This is a genomic window from Actinobacillus suis ATCC 33415 (genome assembly GCF_000739435.1).
GTDB lineage: Bacteria > Pseudomonadota > Gammaproteobacteria > Enterobacterales > Pasteurellaceae > Actinobacillus > Actinobacillus suis.
This window is the reverse complement of sequence record NZ_CP009159.1, coordinates 791,345-807,646: the sequence shown is the minus strand read 5'-3', so window position 1 is coordinate 807,646 and position 16,302 is coordinate 791,345. Positions and strand designations below refer to the sequence as shown.

Below are 16,302 nucleotides of genomic sequence, written 5' to 3'. Positions count from 1 at the left end.
GAAAGGCACGTTATAATGACGTGCCTTTTCTTTTTGTGAGATCCTACAAATGCAAAATTCTGACAATTTAAGACCGCTTGTTATCCAAAGAGGCTTGTTAAGATTAGCTTCTTTTGCTTTCCTGATTGTTATCTTTATGACAGGTCTTGCAGGGGCATTGAGGGTGCCTGCACTCAGTGTTTTCCTGCATAATGAAGTAACTAGCGACCCATTTATGATTGGTATATTTTATTCGGTTAACTCCTTGATGGCGATGGTGTTGAGTCAGATTGTAGCCCATTACTCGGATCTTTATACAAACCGTAAATGGATCGTTACACTTAGTTGTGTTATGCAACTGAGCGGTTGCTTACTTTTTGCATTTAACCGAGATTATTATACTTTACTGATTGTCGGTACCCTGATTATCGGATTAGGTTCGTCCGCTACTTCACAAGTCTTTGCGCTTTCTCGAGAATATACCGAAAGCAAACAAAAAGACGGGACGATGTTCAATACGATTTTACGAGCACAACTTTCACTCGCTTGGATTATCGGCCCTCCGGTAGCTTATTATTTATCGGGTAATTTCGGTTTTACCTTTATGTATATTGTTGCTGCTTTGATTTTTGCCGTTTCTATTCTTATTGTGGTGTTAATGTTGCCATCTTCGGTACAACGTCACGTTAAGCCAAGGGAAACGGATGAGACATTACGAGAAAATGGTATTGAAAGTAATCGCAAATCTACAACATTTTTAGCCTTAGCATGCTTATTGATGTGGACTTGCAACAGTATGATGTTTATTAACTTGCCGTTACATTTGAAACAGAACCTACATTTATCGGAACAAGTTGCAGGTGTGATGATGAGTACCGCAGCGGCGATTGAAATTCCGGTAATGCTTCTTGCGGGATATTGCACAAGATTTATCAGTAAGAAAATGTTACTAATTATCGCTATTCTTGCCGGTATTTGTTATTACATCGGTTTATCTATGGCTCAAACGGAAAGCCAATTACTTGCTTTACAAGTGTTTAACGGCTTGTTTATTGGCATTTTAGCTTCAATTGGAATGTTGTATTTTCAGGACTTAATGCCGTATAAAATGGGTAGTGCGACGACATTATTTAATAATACAAGTGGTGCAAGTTGGGTGATTGCTGGGCCTGTTGCCGGTATGGCGGCTAGCTATTTTGGCTATCAAAGTACATGGTATTTATCACTTATCTTATGTATTGTCAGCTTCTTAATGATGATACCAGTTAGAAAACTGTAACGAATAAGCGGTCATTTTTACATATTTTTTAGCAAAAATGACCGCTTGTAACGCTATAGTTTATTTAGCTTTTGTTTGTAGTGATAGCGACAAACAGAGAGGTATTTATCGTTACCACCGATTTGAATTTGATCTCCATCAGCGACGGCTTCGCCGTTCTCATTCATACGAATAACAAAGTGGGCTTTTTTTCCGCAATCACAGATCGTTTTAAGTTCTTGTAATTCATCTGCCCAGGCTAATAAATACTGGCTTCCCTCAAAGAGCTCACCTTGGAAATCAGTACGTAGACCATAGCATAGCACTGGAATTTTCAGTTTATCAACTACATCCGTTAATTGATATACCTGCGTTTTTGTAAGAAATTGAGCTTCGTCAATTAAGATACAGTGTAACGTTTTTTCTTGATGGGCAAGCTGAATTTCATCGAATAAATTTGATTCCGATTGAAATAATTGCGCTTCTTGTGAAATACCAATACGAGAACTCACTTTGCCAATACCATAACGATCATCAATCGCAGCAGTATAAACCAGAGTATTCATGCCTCGTTCTTGGTAGTTATAAGAGGATTGAAGCAGGGTGGTTGACTTTCCCGCATTCATTGAAGAGTAATAAAAATAGAGTTTTGCCATAATCTTACACAAATAAAAAACGGCTAATACGCATTAGCCGTTCTACAAAAAAGGAAAATTATACGTTGTCGATTTGACCTAAAAGTGAACGTAAACGATCTTGGAAGCTTTGTTGCTCAGATTTTAATTGTTCAAATTCTTGGCGTAATGTTTCTTTTTCTTGCTCTACAGTGTTGTTTTTTTCTTTTAATTCTTCCACTTCTAATTGAAGTAATTGAATTGTTTCTACTGCTTGTTTAATTTTTTCTTCAAGTTGGTCAAGAATTGATAATGACATAATTGGGTTCCCTCTTAAAAACAGATATGTAAGTGTAAGAATTATACCTCAGTTAGGCGTTGATTTCATTGAAAAGTTCATGCATTTTGGAATTTTTCTTCATTTGCTGATTTTTTAGTAACGAAATCGATTGCCAGCTGATAAAATATAGCAAATATTGGTCATATTATATAAAGGATGTTAAATGAGACGTGCTATTTCTTTCGAATTTTCCCGTGTAACGGAAGCCGCTGCACTTGCAGCTTATGACTGGATTGGGCGAGGTGATAAAAATGCCGCAGACGATGCAGCGGTAAAAGCGATGCGTTTAGTCATGAATAAAATGGATATGCGTGGTGAAATCGTGATTGGCGAAGGTGAAATTGATGAAGCGCCAATGCTTTATATCGGTGAAAAAGTTGGGCGTTCTCAGCCTGAAGATGACGAAGTGGCAATTGCGGTTGATCCGATTGACGGTACTCGAATGACCGCGATGGGACAGGCGGGAGCATTAGCCGTTTTAGCTGCCGGTGGCAAAGATACTTTCCTTAAAGCGCCAGATATGTATATGGAAAAATTAGTGGTAGATAGCGAAGCAAAAGGAATGATCGATTTAGATCTTCCGCTTGAGCAAAATATTCGCCGAGTTGCGTCTAAAAAGGGAAAATTACTCACGCAAATGACCGTTGCCATTTTAGCTAAACCTCGCCATGATGAAATCATTAAAGTGGTACAGAACTTAGGTGTAAGAGTGATGGCAATCCCTGATGGTGATGTTGCAGCTGCGGTACAGTGCTGTTTGCCGGATAGTGATTTAGATTTAGTTTATGGTATTGGTGGTGCGCCGGAAGGAGTGGTTGCGGCGGCTGCAGTTCGAGCTTTAGGCGGAGATATTCAAGGTCGCCTTATTCCTCGTAACCAAGTAAAAGGTAATTCGCCAGAAAATCTTGCTGCTGCAGAAAAAGAGCTTTCTCGCTGTGCGCAAATGAATGTACCGGTCAATAAAGTGTTAAAACTGGATGACTTAGTGCGTGATGATAACGTGCTGTTTGCAGCAACCGGCATTACCACCGGAGATTTATTAAAAGGCGTACAACGCAAGGGTAGTATGATGTTTACCGAAACGTTATTAATCCGTGGACGTTCTCGTACAATTCGTAAGCTGGCTTCTTATCACGATATTTCTCGTTTATCTGAAGACTAAGTGCTAGTGACAAAAAAGTCGTATCTTTTCCGATACGACTTTTTCGTTTATTAATTAGTTAAGCAGGATTATCGATATCAATAAATTCCACGTCTAAACCATATTCTCGTGCGAGCCATTCGCCGAGTGCTTTTACCCCGTCTCGTTCTGTTGCATGGTGTCCGCAAGCGAAGTAATAAATACCTTGTTCACGAGCAGAATGAGTAGTTTGTTCTGAGATTTCACCGGAAATAAATGCATCACAACCTTTACTTGCTGCTAAATCGATATAACCTTGTCCACCACCGGTACAAATACCGACTTTGCGAATTAATTTATGCGGATAGTCAGCAATAAATTCATCACATAAAATTGGTTTACGGTTAAGTGCTTGTTCAATACGTTCCGCTAACGCTTTTGCAGAAATCGGCGTTTCAAATTCTCCATATACTGGAATTGAATTCGGGCGATCTTCTAATCCTTGTAGATTAGTCACACCTAATTTCGCCGCCAATTGTGCGTTATTGCCTAATTCTGAATGAATATCCAACGGCAAATGATAGCCAAACAAATTAATATCATTGACGAGTAATTGTTTGATGCGTTTACCTTTCATACCACGAATACAAGGCGATTCGCTTTTCCAAAAATAACCATGATGAACCAAAATCGCATCGGCTTTTTTTTCAATCGCTTTTTCAATTAGCGGCAGAGTTGCGGTCACACCAGTCACAATACGCTGAATGTGTGCTTTACCTTCTACTTGTAAACCGTTTGGCGCGTAATCGCCAATCGCTTTACTGTTTAATTTTTCATCAATAATTTGTTCGAGTTCGAGATTAGATAGTCCCATTTATTCTTCCTTTTTAAGATAAAACAAGCGGTTAAATTATCTGAAAAATTTGCAAATTCATCGACAAATTTAACCGCTTGCAGTAAGTTCATTTACTCTTGTGCCAAGGCGGTAATCGGGTTGAGTTTCGAAGCATTTTTTGCTGGCATATAGCCGAATACCACGCCGATTAAGGTAGAGCAGAATACTGCCAATACAACCGATGCAGGAGAAAGCACCATTTGGAAATTGGAGCCTAGCGTATTGAATGTCACAATGATGGTAATCGCAAATAAGATGCCGATAATCCCACCAAGTAAGCAGATGAGAATCGCTTCAATGAGAAATTGCTGCAAAATGTTACGTTGTTTTGCACCAATTGCCATGCGTACACCAATTTCTTTGGTTCGTTCTGTGACAGATACGAGCATAATATTCATTACGCCGATACCACCAACAATCAACGAAATCATCGCAATAGACGAGATTAATAATTTCATCGTATTTGTGGTACTGGTAATGGTTTGCTTAATGGTATCGCTATTCATCACAAAAAAGTCTTTTTTACCGTGCTTAGCCATTAATAGTTCAGTAATACTTTTTTCTGCCGTTTGGCTTTCAATATTATCTTTGACTTTTACGGTTAATGAATCAATATGTTTTTCACCGGAAATACGTTGCATCAGTGTCGTATAAGGCATCCACATTTTTAAACTGGTTTGATTCATATTGTTGGATTCAGCAGCTAACCCAATGATTTTTAATGGTTTTTTACCGACAAGAATCACTTTACCTTCAACCGGTTCGGCTAAGCCAAGATCCTTTTTGGTATTGGCATCAATAACAACGACTTGGGCGGAAAGCGCAACGTCTTCGGCGTTAAAGAAGCGTCCGGAGATCATTTTCAAACCTCTAACATTCAGATATTGCTCGCCAACACCATTAACCGTGGCGGTGACGTTTGTATTACCAGAAATCACAGTCGCATTTAAGCTGCTTGAGGGCGTTGTGCTGTCAATATAAGCTTGTTTATTAAGCATAGTTGCATCACTGATAGTAAGATTTTTAGTCAAATTTGCTCGTCTATCACCGAAGCCCGTTCCGTTCATAATCGTCATGGTATTCGTACCAAGGCTATTAATGTTAGATAGAATGCGTTCTTGCGAACCTTGTCCGAGCGCCACAACAGAAATCACAGAAGTTATTCCAATAACAATCCCAAGCATGGTGAGAAGCGCCCGAAGTTTATGTGCCTTAATTGCACTAGTTGCCATTTTGAACGATTCGATCAATTGATCAAAGAAGCGAGGTGATTTATGTTCTCGTTTAGCTAATTTTAATTCTTCCGAATACGGTTGTTGGCGTTCATCACGAATAATTTGACCATCTTTAATTTCTATCACGCGACTAGCCGTTGCCGCAATATTCGGGTCATGGGTAACCATAATAATGGTATGACCCTCTTTATGTAGGTCTTGTAAGATTTGCAGTACGGTTTCACCACTTTTGGAATCCAAGGCACCAGTCGGCTCATCGGCAAGAATAATTTCACCACCGTTCATCAACGCACGAGCAATACTGACCCGTTGTTGTTGCCCACCCGATAGCTGATTTGGACGATTAAGTGTTTTATCCGACAGTCCTAACTTATCCAGCAATTGATCGGCTCGCGCTTTCCGAGAGTGACTATCCATACCGGCATAAATAGCCGGCAATGCTACGTTTTCATTTGCCGTTAATGCGGAAAGGAGGTTGTAACGTTGAAAAATAAAGCCAAATTTTCTTTGGCGAAGATCCGAAAGTTCATCACTATTCATTTGCAGTGTTTCTTTACCATCAATACGGCAAATACCGGAACTGGCAGTATCTAAACAGCCGATAATATTCATCAACGTTGATTTACCAGAGCCGGATGCACCGATAATTGCGACAAAGTCACCTTGTTCAATGGCTAAATTAACATTTCTTAGAATATGTGCTTTGTTCTCACCTGAACCAAAATACTTATTCAGATTTTCAATTTCAATTAACTTCATTATTCCTAATATTCCGAGTATAAGCGGTAAAACTCACAATGTTTATACAAATGAAAGCGGTTGAACTTTGCAAAGTTTTTGCAAAAAACGACCGCTTGTATTCAGAGAGGTTATTCAATCCAAAGCGGTAAACGAATTTCTACTCGTAGACCGCCCAATGTGCTTTTCATTGCCTCAACAGAACCTTTATGCTGTTGCATTGCATTCGCCACAATAGCAAGGCCTAAGCCGGTTCCTCCGGTTTGTCTGGCTCGAGCCTCATCTACGCGATAGAAAGGGCGGAATATTTGTTTATATTCACTTTCCGGTACTCCTTCACCATCATCATCAATAGAGATAACTAATTCAGTATTATCAATATACATCAATACTTTAATACTTTTATTCGCATATTTTTGCGCATTACGAATCACATTCTCCAATGCACTAGCCAAAATATTTTGATTACCGTTAATATAAAAACGTTCAGGATTAGCAACACGTTGGCTAATAAATAAATCAATTGATTCGCCATTACGACGACGAATTAATGCGGTGGCTAGATGTAAACGAGCCAACGGTGTTTTTAATTCATGCGAAATATCCGAAAGCAAACGCTGTTGATGCAACGTCAAATCTTGTAATGAAGTGATCATCTGGTTAAAGCTTTTGCCTACTTCTCGCAATTCATTGATGCCTTCAGTCTCCAATGCCGGATTAATTGAAAAATTACCAGTTGCTACAGCATTGGCTGAAAGTCGTAATGCTTTTACCGGGCGAGCGATTTTCCATGATAACCATAATAAAATCGGTACACTAACGCCTAATACAATCAATAACATCAGCCAAGGCGAGTCAAAGATTTGGTTAAAAAATTCTTCTTGAGGGTCAACCATTTTAGCAAAATATTGATAGTATTCGCGCTTATTCGTTTTGACTAAAAATGGGCCATAAATTTCTAGATTTCCAAAGCGACGTTGTAACGGTTCAGTGATGTTTTCGGCTCGATATAAGAATACTTGGAATGAAGTGACTTTATTCGGATCTGCCCCTACAAAAATACCGGATTTGCGATCCAAAAGAATCACATCAAAACCATTAGCAGTTGAAACAAAAAGCTTACGTTCAAAAATTTCATCCAAGTTATATTGCAATTCGGTATTTTTAGTTTCTTGTTCAAAGAAAAAGCGTTCTTCTGTTTCAATAGGAGAAAAAGAGCGGGCATCAAAATTAGGTAATGCAAGGGTAATGGCCAGCAATGTAGCAAAAGTAAGACCAAAATAGGCAAAAAGCTGATAGGCAAGATAATTTCTTACCGACATAGCTTTGCTAAGAAAATGAGAAATAAATTTAAGCATTAAAAGTACCTATCAATCAATATAGAAAAAATCCCTCGAAAAACGAGGGATTGTTTTTATATCAAACAAGATAATTATTTTTCCGTCACGAGTAAATAACCGCGTCCACGTAAGGTTTTAAACCATGGTAGGTTATCATTACGTTCCGGTAATTTTTTACGGAGATTTGAAATGTGCATATCAATTGCACGATCGTAAGGTGTTAAACGCTTACCTAAAATTTCAAGGCTAAGTAGTTCACGAGAAAGAATTTGTCCTGGGTTACGCATTAACATTTGTAATAATGCGAATTCTGTACCGGTTAAATCTAAATCACGACCTTCAAAAATAGCTTGTTGACGTCCTGGATGTAATTCCACACCACCAAAAGAAAGTTGTTTGCTGTTTTCTTCCAGTGATTGATTTGCCGAAGTAATCACATCTGCACTATTTAAACTTGTTGAGACGGTACGACGTAAAATCGCTTTGATACGTGCAACAAGCTCACGATCATTAAACGGTTTTGGTAAATAGTCGTCTGCACCAAGCTCTAAACCTAAAACACGGTCGATTTCATCATCACGTGCACTTAGCATCAATACCGGAGTAGAGTATTTCTGACGTAATTGTTTCAAGGTCTCAATACCATTTAATACAGGCATCATTACATCTAATAAAATAAGATCATAAGCTTGTAATTCTAATTCAGTGAGAGCATCTTGACCATTGTGTACACAGTGAATATCAAAACCTTCTAGTGAAAGTAACTCTGCTAAAAGTTCAGTCAATTCAACATCATCATCAACTAGTAAAATTCTAGGCATAACTAATTCCTATTTTTATTCAATTATATTTATTGCTGTAATTACTTGACATAACAGCTACAATTTACAGCTTTATCAAAGTTTGTCAATTATTCCTGAGATTTTATTTGTTCCCAAATTGAATCTAGCTCAGATAAAGAGCATTTTGCCACAGTTTTGCCTCGTTGCTTAACAAGCTTTTCTACTTTTTTAAATCGACTTTCAAATTTGACGTTTGCCGTGCGCAAACAAGATTCAGCATCGATATGATAATGGCGGCATAAATTTACCGTTGCAAAGAGAAAATCCCCTAGTTCTTCCTCTAGTTTTCCTGCACTTTGAGGATATTGAGCAATTTCATCTTTGACTTCTTGCAACTCTTCTTCTACTTTTGCGAGCACATCTTGAGGGTCGGTCCAATCAAAACCGACTTTTGCGCAACGTTTTTGAAGTTTATTCGCTCGGGTTAGCGCCGGCAAAGCAAAAGGAACATCATCTAAAATTGATTCATGTTGTTGGCGTTTGGCTTCCGCTGCTTTACGTTCTTCCCAATTTCTTAATGCTTCTTCACTATTCTCGGCTGAGCTATCACCAAAAACGTGAGGATGCCTATAAATCAATTTTTCATGAATATCGTTTAGTACATCGTAAAAAGTAAAAGTTCCTTCCTCCTTAGCCAACTGACTAAGAAATACAACCTGTAGTAATAAATCGCCTAATTCTTCGCGAAGAGCAGAGCGGTCTTTCGTATGAATTGCTTCGGCAACTTCATAAGTTTCTTCTAACAAACAAGGCAGCATCGAGTCAAAATCCTGTTTAATATCCCAAGGACATCCTGTTCGAGGATCGCGAAGTTGAGCTACAACATCAAGAAATTGGTCAATTTTAGTCATTTTTACCTCTCCAATGTCAAAACATTAAGCTATTTTGGCACTTTATCTCCCTGAGATTCAACTAAAAATCATAAAATACTCACAACCCCGACCAATTTTATGGCATTATGTTAATGATTAGTTAAGGAGAGCGTATGGCAGCGGAAAAACTCACCAAGAAAAGACTTATCCAAATTGTAGTAATGCTATGTATCTTAATTGGAGCTTTTCTTTATCGTACTTATACATATAGCTGATATTTCAGCTGATCAGAGCAGATTGTATTATTAAAGCATATCCAAAAGACTGAAATTATGCTTTAATACCGATAATTTTTTGTCAAAATAACAAGGTTAAAAAATGAGCTGGATTGAAAGAATTTTAGGAAGAACCTCTTCATCATCAAGCAGTAGCAAATCTAAAGTGCCTGAAGGCGTTTGGACAAAATGTACAAGCTGTGAACAGGTTCTATACAGCGAAGAACTTAAACGTAATATGCACGTTTGCCCGAAGTGTAACCACCATATGCGTTTTGATGCACGTACTCGTTTATTATCGTTATTAGACCAAGATAGCGCACAAGAAATTGCAGCCGAGCTAGAACCGCAAGATATCTTAAAATTTAAAGATTTGAAAAAATATAAAGATCGTTTAACCGCAGCACAAAAACAAACCGGTGAGAAAGACTCTTTTATTACAATGTACGGTACATTGCATAATATGCCGGTTGTGGTTGCGTCATTTAACTTTGAATTTATGGGCGGCTCAATGGGCTCGGTTGTCGGCGCAAAATTCGTACGTGCGGCGGAGCGTGCATTAGCGGAAAATATTCCGTTTATCTGTTTCTCTGCATCTGGCGGTGCTCGTATGCAAGAAGCATTGTTCTCTTTAATGCAGATGGCGAAAACCAGTGCGATCTTAGCGAAAATACGTGAAAAAGGTGTACCGTTTATTTCTGTTTTAACGGATCCGACACTAGGCGGTGTTTCAGCAAGTTTAGCAATGTTAGGTGATATCAATATCGCAGAACCTAAAGCATTAATCGGTTTTGCCGGTCCACGTGTTATCGAACAAACTGTACGTGAAAAATTGCCGGAAGGTTTCCAACGTGCGGAGTTCTTATTAGAACACGGCGCAATTGATATGATTGTGCAACGTAAAGATATGCGTGATACGCTTGCTCGTTTATGTGCCAAAATGACCAATAAACCAACGCCTTTTAAAACAGCAGAATTAATTGTTGAAGAAGCCTAATTTTATTAAGCATGACTTAAGCCACGTTATACGTGGCTTTCTTTTTGGAGAAGCAATAATGAGTACTTTAACAGCTCCAAGTATTAACGACAGTCTCTCTACGTGGCTCGACTATTTAGAAAAATCACATTTTAAGCCAATTGATATGGGCTTAGAACGTATTAAAAGCGTAGCGGAAGCGCTCGAATTACTTCAGCCGGCACCTTATGTCATTACCGTTGCCGGCACTAATGGTAAAGGTTCAACTTGCCGTTTATTGGAAGTGGCTTTACTTAAAGCCGGCTATCGTGTCGGTGTTTATTCATCACCGCATTTGATTCGTTATAACGAACGAGTGAGAATTCAAGGCGAATTACTCAATGATGAAGCCCATGTGCAGTCATTTGCAAAAATCCAACAAAAAAAGACCGCTTCTTTAACCTATTTTGAGTTTAGTACACTTTCGGCATTGCAGCTTTGTAAAGAAGCAAATTTGGATATTGTGATTTTAGAAGTTGGACTTGGCGGGCGTTTAGATGCAACCAATATTGTTGATCCGCATTTAGCGATAATTACCTCAATCGACATCGACCACGTGGATTTTCTCGGCGATAACCGAGAAGATATTGGGCGAGAGAAAGCAGGCATTTTCCGTGAAAATATACCAGTGATTATCGGTGAACCGGATTGCCCGAGAAGTATCTTACAGCAAGCGAAAGCACTTAATTGCCAAGTAATAAGACGTAATGTGAATTGGAAATTTTCCATAGAAAATGACCGCTTCCACTGGCAATCAGAATTTATTGATTGGCAAGATTTACCGATGCCACAAATTCCGATTCCGAATGCCGGTACCGCTTTAGCCGCTTTGGCTCAACTTCCATTTGAAATCAATGAACAAGTGGTTAGAGCCGCATTACAAGAAGCGCAAATGACCGCTCGTTTCCAAACGCTAAACGAACAAGATTTTGCAAACTTTTCAGCAAAACGACCGCTTGCTCAAGTGATCATTGATGTCGGACACAATCCGCATGCAGCAAAATATTTGGCAGGACGATTAAATTCACTAAAACAGCCGAACCAAAAGATTTTTGCCGTATTTAGTGCATTAGTTGATAAAGACTTAAGCGGCATCGTAGAGCCATTGGCAAATGTTATTGATGAATGGCATTGTGCCGGTTTAGCCGGATATCGAGGACAGTCAGGTGAAGCGGTCTATCAAAAACTGGCAAAAGTTTTACCAAATTCGACCGCTTGTTATTACCAAACCGTTCCCGAAGCAGCTGAATCATTATTCGCCAAAGCGAGCAAAACCGATATTATCCTGATTTTCGGCTCATTCCACACCGTGAGCGATTTTTTAGTTTGGATTGGGGAATAAAATGAATAGACATCAGTGATTTTTTTACTGATGTCTATTTATGTTACTTTAACATTTACTAAAATTTATATAAAATTTCCTACATCAGTATTGTTTTTCTAATGTAGGAATTTATCATAATGCCAACAACCAACAACCAACAACCAACAACTGCTGAAAATTCAATCGCTCAACAATCCTTTCTTAACGATCTTGATGATCGCCTTTTGAAAGCTGCCGACAAACTCCGCCAGCAATTAGACGCCGCCAACTACAAGCATATTGTGCTTGGTTTAATTTTCCTCAAATACGTTTCTGATAGTTTCACCGCACAGCGTGAACGCCTTTCTGCACAATTCCAAGATCCAAATTCTGACTACTATTTGCCAGACGCAACCCAAGAAGAAATCGAATCTGAACTCGAAGAACGAGATTATTACACTCAGGATAACGTTTTTTGGGTGCCACAAACCGCCCGTTGGGACGAAATCAAAGCGGTGGTGAGAAGCAATTTAGGCGACACTATTTTCGGCGATAAAACCTTTAAAGGCGTGGCAAATTTGATTGATGAAGCCTTTGACGCTATCGAAAAAGACAACCCAAAATTGAAAGGCGTGATCCAACGTATTTCTAGCTACAACGTGGATGAAAGCATTTTAATCGGTTTGGTGGAACTATTTTCTGACACCAATTTCACTCGCCCAACGCTTAACGGCAAGCCTGTTTCTTTGGCAGCAAAAGATATTTTAGGACACGTTTATGAGTATTTTCTCGGGCAATTTGCTCTCGCCGAAGGCAAAAAAGGCGGGCAGTATTTCACGCCAAAATCCATTGTTACCCTGATTATCGAAATGCTCGAACCCTATGAGGGGCGAATTTACGACCCTGCAATGGGATCGGGCGGATTCTTCGTGCAAACCGAACGCTTTATCCGTGAGCATCAGGGCAATCCAAACCGTGTGTCGATTTATGGGCAGGAATTTAACCCTACCACGTGGAAACTGGCGGCAATGAATATGGCGATTCATGGCTTGTCGTTTGATTTTGGTAAGGGTAATGCCGACACCTTCAGCAATCCGCAACACCTTGATAAACGAATGGATTTTGTGATGGCGAACCCGCCGTTCAATATGAACGAATGGTGGAACCAAAGCCTTGCTAATGACCCACGCTGGAAGTTCGGCACGCCACCGTCTAGCAACGCCAACTTTGCGTGGTTACAACATATGATTTACCACCTTTCCGAAAAGGGCAAAATGGCGTTATTGCTTGCTAACGGCTCAATGTCGAGCAACACCAACAACGAGGGCGAAATCCGCCGTAACATCGTGCGAGCCGATTTAGTGGAGGCGATGATTGCCTTGCCAAGCCAATTATTTACCAATACACAAATCCCCGCTTGCATTTGGGTGTTGAACAAAGCCAAACCACGAAAGGGCGAAGTGCTGTTTATTGACGCTCGCCAACTTGGTTATATGAAAACCCGTGTAATGCGTGATTTCACGCCAAAAGACATCGCCAGCGTGGCGGAAACCTACCACCAATGGCAAAAAGGCGAAGGCTACCAAGATGTGCCTGCGTTCTGCAAATCCGCCACTCTTGCCGAGATCGAAAGCCACGATTTTGTGTTAACCCCGGGGCGATATGTTGGCACAGCTGAAGTGGAAGATGACGGCATTCCATTTGCAGAAAAAATACAAAATCTGACCGCACTTTTAGACCAACAATTCAAACAAGGGGCGGAATTAGAGGCAAAAATCCGAGCGAATTTAAAAACGTTGGGGTTTTAAACGTAGGGACGAAAACACAATCAAGTTATCCAAAATTAACGCTGATGTTAATTCAAGATGAAGGTAGGGACGCCAGCGTGGCGTCCCTACCAATCACGTTTTATAACATTATTGATGAAATCCACAAGCGGTGGGATTTGGGAAAGAATATGAACGATTGGAAATTAACAAGATTATCGGATGTTGCAGATATTATAGGTGGGGGAACGCCTAAATCATCAGAAGATACATATTTTAATGGAGATATATCTTGGATAACCCCTAAGGATTTATCAGGATATAATTACCGTTATATATCGAAAGGTGAAAGAAATATAACAGAATTAGGATTAAAGAATAGTAGTGCTAAATTGTTACCAAAAGGAAGTGTTTTATTTACAAGTCGAGCACCTATTGGATATGTTGCTATTGCAAAAAATGAATTAGCCACAAATCAAGGCTTTAAAAGTTTGGTTTTAAAAGAAGGACATATTCCAGAATTTTATTATTATTTATTGAAGCATAATGTTCCCTTATTAGAGGCAAGATCTACTGGTTCAACATTTAAAGAAATTTCAGGGCAAGTATTAAAAGATACAGAATTAAAAATACCTAATTATGAAATTCAAAAAAATATAGTAGATATTTTAAGTCCAATAGACGAAAAAATAGAACTCAACACCCAAACCAACCAAACCCTAGAACAAATCGCCCAAGCGATTTTCAAAAGTTGGTTTGTGGATTTCGAGCCTGTCAAAGCCAAAATGCAAGGTGGTAATCTCGCCGCAATGGAAGCTATTTCAGGCAAAAACAGTGAAGAATTACACCGCTTGCAAACCGAAAACCCAACAGAATACCAAAAACTCTGGGCAATCGCAGACGCATTTCCTGATGAGATTGGGGAAGATGGCGTGCCTGTGGGGTGGGAAGTCACGAGCTTTGGTGAGGTATCAGAATGTTTTGATAAAAGGCGAATTCCATTATCTAAACACCATAGAGCAAAGCGTAAAGGGAATATTCCTTACTATGGTGCAACATCAGTAATGGATTATGTTGATGAAAGTATTTTTGATGATATTTATCTTTTGATTGGAGAGGATGGCTCTGTTTTAAAAGAAGATGGGACGCCATTCATTCAGTATATATGGGGAAAATCTTGGGTTAATAACCATGCCCATGTTTTACAAGGTAAGAATGGAGTTTCAACTGAGCAACTGATGATCTTCATGAGTTTAACTAATATTAAGGCTTATGTTACTGGTGCAGTTCAGATGAAGTTAAATCAAGCCAATATGAATAGTATTCCATTTATAAAAGCTAATAATGAAATAAATGATATATTTAATAAATTAATAATGGATTTTTACAAAAATGTCCGTAATTTATCAGATGAGAACAAAAAATTGATTTCTATACGAGATTTATTATTACCAAAGCTACTTAATGGAGATTTACTTAATGCAATGGATAATTGAACTATTTGCTAAATCTCCGAGATTTTCAGTTTATCAAGCACAGGTTGATGGTGTTTTAAATAATTTTGAAAGAAATCCAACATTAAGTATAGAAATTTGTAAAGCATTAATTGAAGGTGTTTGTAAAACTATTCTGACGGATAAAGGAAATAGAATTCCTGAACAATTTCCTAAATTGGTTATTGAAACATTAAATTCATTAAATATAAATAACCACCCTGATTATGAGCATATTAATCAATTATTTTCTCGTTTGAATGGAGTTATTCAATATATTGGTGAAATTAGAAATAGTGTTGGTTGTTATGCTTCACACGGTCAAGATATTGAACATAAAAAGCCAACCAAAGATTTAGCTTTATTTGTTTCACATACAACAAATTCAGTATTAGGATTTATTCTTCATCTATATATTTTTTCAGATGATCTTCGGATAAATCATAGAATACGGTATGAAGACTATGCAGAATTTAATCAATTTTTAGATGAAGAATATGCTCCAAAATTTCCTGATGGATTGAGTATTTCATATTCATTAGCATTATTTGAACAAGATATTGAGGCATATAAGGGATTTTATGAAGAATATATTTCATTAGAACAGGAGCGACTGCAAGAAACATTATAAATAAATTGATATTAATTCAACGTGACTGGTAGGGACGCCACGCTGGCGTCCCAAATCCCCCAACACCAAAATTCAAATCAGCGATAATTTTATATCGTAATGGACGGCAGCGTGGCGTCCCTACTGGTCAGGTTAATGAGATTTTGGGGAATGGAAACAATCTTGTGACCAGTTAATGACGTTATTTTGAACATAATTGTAAATATGCTCAAAGGCACGTTCTGATTTGACAATATGTTCGTGGAAACCTGACTGCCATTGAAATGAAAGATTATGTTTAATGGCAAAACTGGTTAATTTTGATTTTATACCACGAATGACGGAGGCTAAATTTTTCCGTTGAACACCAAAATAATGCTGATGTCGGTCAATATCCGAATTAATGATAATCAGCAGATGAAAATGGCTTGGCATTATGGTGTAAATAGGGATTTCGATATATTGGTTATTTCGCACAAGCGGTGTATTTTCGATGATTTTTTGCAATTCCAATCCTAAATGTGTGAATTGCATTTCATTATTCATAATTTCGCCGAAATAATGGTATTTGTCTTTGGTACAAACTGTGACGAAATAACAACCATTTTGGTAAGAATCCCATTTTACACGGACAGATTTTCGATTTGGTTTATTCATAATATGTAAT

The 16,302-nt window shown here is 38.5% G+C and carries 15 protein-coding genes; 7 read left to right on the top strand and 8 right to left on the bottom strand.

What is annotated here, in order from left to right:
* Positions 1–49 precede the first annotated feature (49 nt).
* Complete coding sequence (locus tag ASU1_RS03740; RefSeq protein WP_014991524.1) at positions 50–1,258, top strand: sugar efflux transporter; 1,209 nt, start codon at positions 50–52, stop codon at positions 1,256–1,258.
* A 53-nt stretch (positions 1,259–1,311) separates the two neighbouring features.
* On the opposite strand, the gene ASU1_RS03735 is transcribed toward ASU1_RS03740, so the two are convergent.
* Both ASU1_RS03735 and zapB read right to left on the bottom strand, forming a co-directional pair.
* On the bottom strand, positions 1,312–1,893 hold the full coding sequence (locus ASU1_RS03735; protein ID WP_039195039.1) for a thymidine kinase: 582 nt from the start codon (positions 1,891–1,893) through the stop codon (positions 1,312–1,314).
* A 58-nt stretch (positions 1,894–1,951) separates the two neighbouring features.
* The gene (zapB, locus tag ASU1_RS03730) at positions 1,952–2,170 is read right to left on the bottom strand and encodes a cell division protein ZapB (RefSeq protein ID WP_018650966.1); all 219 of its coding nucleotides are present in this window, start codon (positions 2,168–2,170) and stop codon (positions 1,952–1,954) included.
* Between the two features lie 184 nt (positions 2,171–2,354).
* Between zapB and glpX the strand changes: the two genes are divergently transcribed.
* Positions 2,355–3,353, top strand: a complete 999-nt coding sequence (gene glpX / locus ASU1_RS03725; RefSeq protein ID WP_039195036.1) for a class II fructose-bisphosphatase — start codon at positions 2,355–2,357, stop codon at positions 3,351–3,353.
* A 58-nt stretch (positions 3,354–3,411) separates the two neighbouring features.
* Here glpX and ASU1_RS03720 read toward each other — a convergent pair whose 3' ends face one another.
* The 5 genes from ASU1_RS03720 to mazG all read right to left on the bottom strand — a co-directional run bounded on the left by ASU1_RS03720 (position 3,412) and on the right by mazG (position 9,212).
* Positions 3,412–4,185, bottom strand: a complete 774-nt coding sequence (locus ASU1_RS03720; protein ID WP_039195035.1) for a Nif3-like dinuclear metal center hexameric protein — start codon at positions 4,183–4,185, stop codon at positions 3,412–3,414.
* 92 nt (positions 4,186–4,277) lie between these two features.
* Positions 4,278–6,200, bottom strand: coding sequence for a MacB family efflux pump subunit (locus ASU1_RS03715; protein ID WP_039195033.1), 1,923 nt, complete (start codon positions 6,198–6,200; stop codon positions 4,278–4,280).
* 110 nt (positions 6,201–6,310) lie between these two features.
* Complete coding sequence (locus ASU1_RS03710) at positions 6,311–7,537, bottom strand: ATP-binding protein (RefSeq protein ID WP_039195031.1); 1,227 nt, start codon at positions 7,535–7,537, stop codon at positions 6,311–6,313.
* 74 nt (positions 7,538–7,611) lie between these two features.
* Positions 7,612–8,340 carry a response regulator gene (locus ASU1_RS03705; protein ID WP_039195030.1) on the bottom strand — a complete coding sequence of 243 codons (729 nt, stop codon included), beginning with the start codon at positions 8,338–8,340 and terminating at the stop codon, positions 7,612–7,614.
* 89 nt (positions 8,341–8,429) lie between these two features.
* On the bottom strand, positions 8,430–9,212 hold the full coding sequence (mazG, locus tag ASU1_RS03700; RefSeq protein ID WP_039195028.1) for a nucleoside triphosphate pyrophosphohydrolase: 783 nt from the start codon (positions 9,210–9,212) through the stop codon (positions 8,430–8,432).
* Between the two features lie 339 nt (positions 9,213–9,551).
* Here mazG and accD point away from each other — a divergent pair, with 339 nt between their 5' ends.
* From accD to ASU1_RS03675, 5 genes are all read left to right on the top strand, one after another.
* A complete protein-coding gene (accD, locus tag ASU1_RS03695) occupies positions 9,552–10,445 on the top strand; it encodes an acetyl-CoA carboxylase, carboxyltransferase subunit beta (protein WP_039195023.1) in 894 nt (297 codons plus the stop codon).
* Between the two features lie 55 nt (positions 10,446–10,500).
* Positions 10,501–11,805 (top strand): bifunctional tetrahydrofolate synthase/dihydrofolate synthase, encoded by a 1,305-nt coding sequence (folC, locus tag ASU1_RS03690; RefSeq protein ID WP_081541512.1) that lies wholly within the window; start codon positions 10,501–10,503, stop codon positions 11,803–11,805.
* A gap of 119 nt (positions 11,806–11,924) precedes the next feature.
* A complete protein-coding gene (locus ASU1_RS03685) occupies positions 11,925–13,574 on the top strand; it encodes a class I SAM-dependent DNA methyltransferase (protein ID WP_039195022.1) in 1,650 nt (549 codons plus the stop codon).
* A gap of 149 nt (positions 13,575–13,723) precedes the next feature.
* A complete protein-coding gene (locus tag ASU1_RS03680; RefSeq protein ID WP_039195709.1) occupies positions 13,724–15,028 on the top strand; it encodes a restriction endonuclease subunit S in 1,305 nt (434 codons plus the stop codon).
* Positions 15,012–15,656 (top strand): abortive infection family protein, encoded by a 645-nt coding sequence (locus ASU1_RS03675; protein ID WP_014991511.1) that lies wholly within the window; start codon positions 15,012–15,014, stop codon positions 15,654–15,656. Before ASU1_RS03680 ends, ASU1_RS03675 begins: the two co-directional genes overlap by 17 nt.
* Positions 15,657–15,788: 132 nt before the next feature.
* Here the strand turns inward: ASU1_RS03675 and ASU1_RS03670 are convergent, their stop codons facing one another.
* Positions 15,789–16,292, bottom strand: coding sequence for a transposase (locus tag ASU1_RS03670; protein WP_014991510.1), 504 nt, complete (start codon positions 16,290–16,292; stop codon positions 15,789–15,791).
* Positions 16,293–16,302: the final 10 nt, after the last annotated feature.

What these genes read in the sequence shown, in the direction of transcription:
- accD (WP_039195023.1), top strand. Translation starts at nt 9,552, where the DNA reads ATGAGCTGGATTGAAAGAATTTTAGGAAGAACCTCTTCATCATCAAGC.
- zapB (WP_018650966.1), bottom strand. Translation starts at nt 2,170, where the DNA reads ATGTCATTATCAATTCTTGACCAACTTGAAGAAAAAATTAAACAAGCA.
- ASU1_RS03705 (WP_039195030.1), bottom strand. Translation starts at nt 8,340, where the DNA reads ATGCCTAGAATTTTACTAGTTGATGATGATGTTGAATTGACTGAACTT.
- glpX (WP_039195036.1), top strand. Translation starts at nt 2,355, where the DNA reads ATGAGACGTGCTATTTCTTTCGAATTTTCCCGTGTAACGGAAGCCGCT.
- mazG (WP_039195028.1), bottom strand. Translation starts at nt 9,212, where the DNA reads ATGACTAAAATTGACCAATTTCTTGATGTTGTAGCTCAACTTCGCGAT.
- ASU1_RS03685 (WP_039195022.1), top strand. Translation starts at nt 11,925, where the DNA reads ATGCCAACAACCAACAACCAACAACCAACAACTGCTGAAAATTCAATC.
- ASU1_RS03740 (WP_014991524.1), top strand. Translation starts at nt 50, where the DNA reads ATGCAAAATTCTGACAATTTAAGACCGCTTGTTATCCAAAGAGGCTTG.
- ASU1_RS03675 (WP_014991511.1), top strand. Translation starts at nt 15,012, where the DNA reads ATGCAATGGATAATTGAACTATTTGCTAAATCTCCGAGATTTTCAGTT.
- ASU1_RS03670 (WP_014991510.1), bottom strand. Translation starts at nt 16,292, where the DNA reads ATGAATAAACCAAATCGAAAATCTGTCCGTGTAAAATGGGATTCTTAC.
- ASU1_RS03710 (WP_039195031.1), bottom strand. Translation starts at nt 7,537, where the DNA reads ATGCTTAAATTTATTTCTCATTTTCTTAGCAAAGCTATGTCGGTAAGA.
- ASU1_RS03715 (WP_039195033.1), bottom strand. Translation starts at nt 6,200, where the DNA reads ATGAAGTTAATTGAAATTGAAAATCTGAATAAGTATTTTGGTTCAGGT.
- ASU1_RS03680 (WP_039195709.1), top strand. Translation starts at nt 13,724, where the DNA reads ATGAACGATTGGAAATTAACAAGATTATCGGATGTTGCAGATATTATA.
- ASU1_RS03720 (WP_039195035.1), bottom strand. Translation starts at nt 4,185, where the DNA reads ATGGGACTATCTAATCTCGAACTCGAACAAATTATTGATGAAAAATTA.
- ASU1_RS03735 (WP_039195039.1), bottom strand. Translation starts at nt 1,893, where the DNA reads ATGGCAAAACTCTATTTTTATTACTCTTCAATGAATGCGGGAAAGTCA.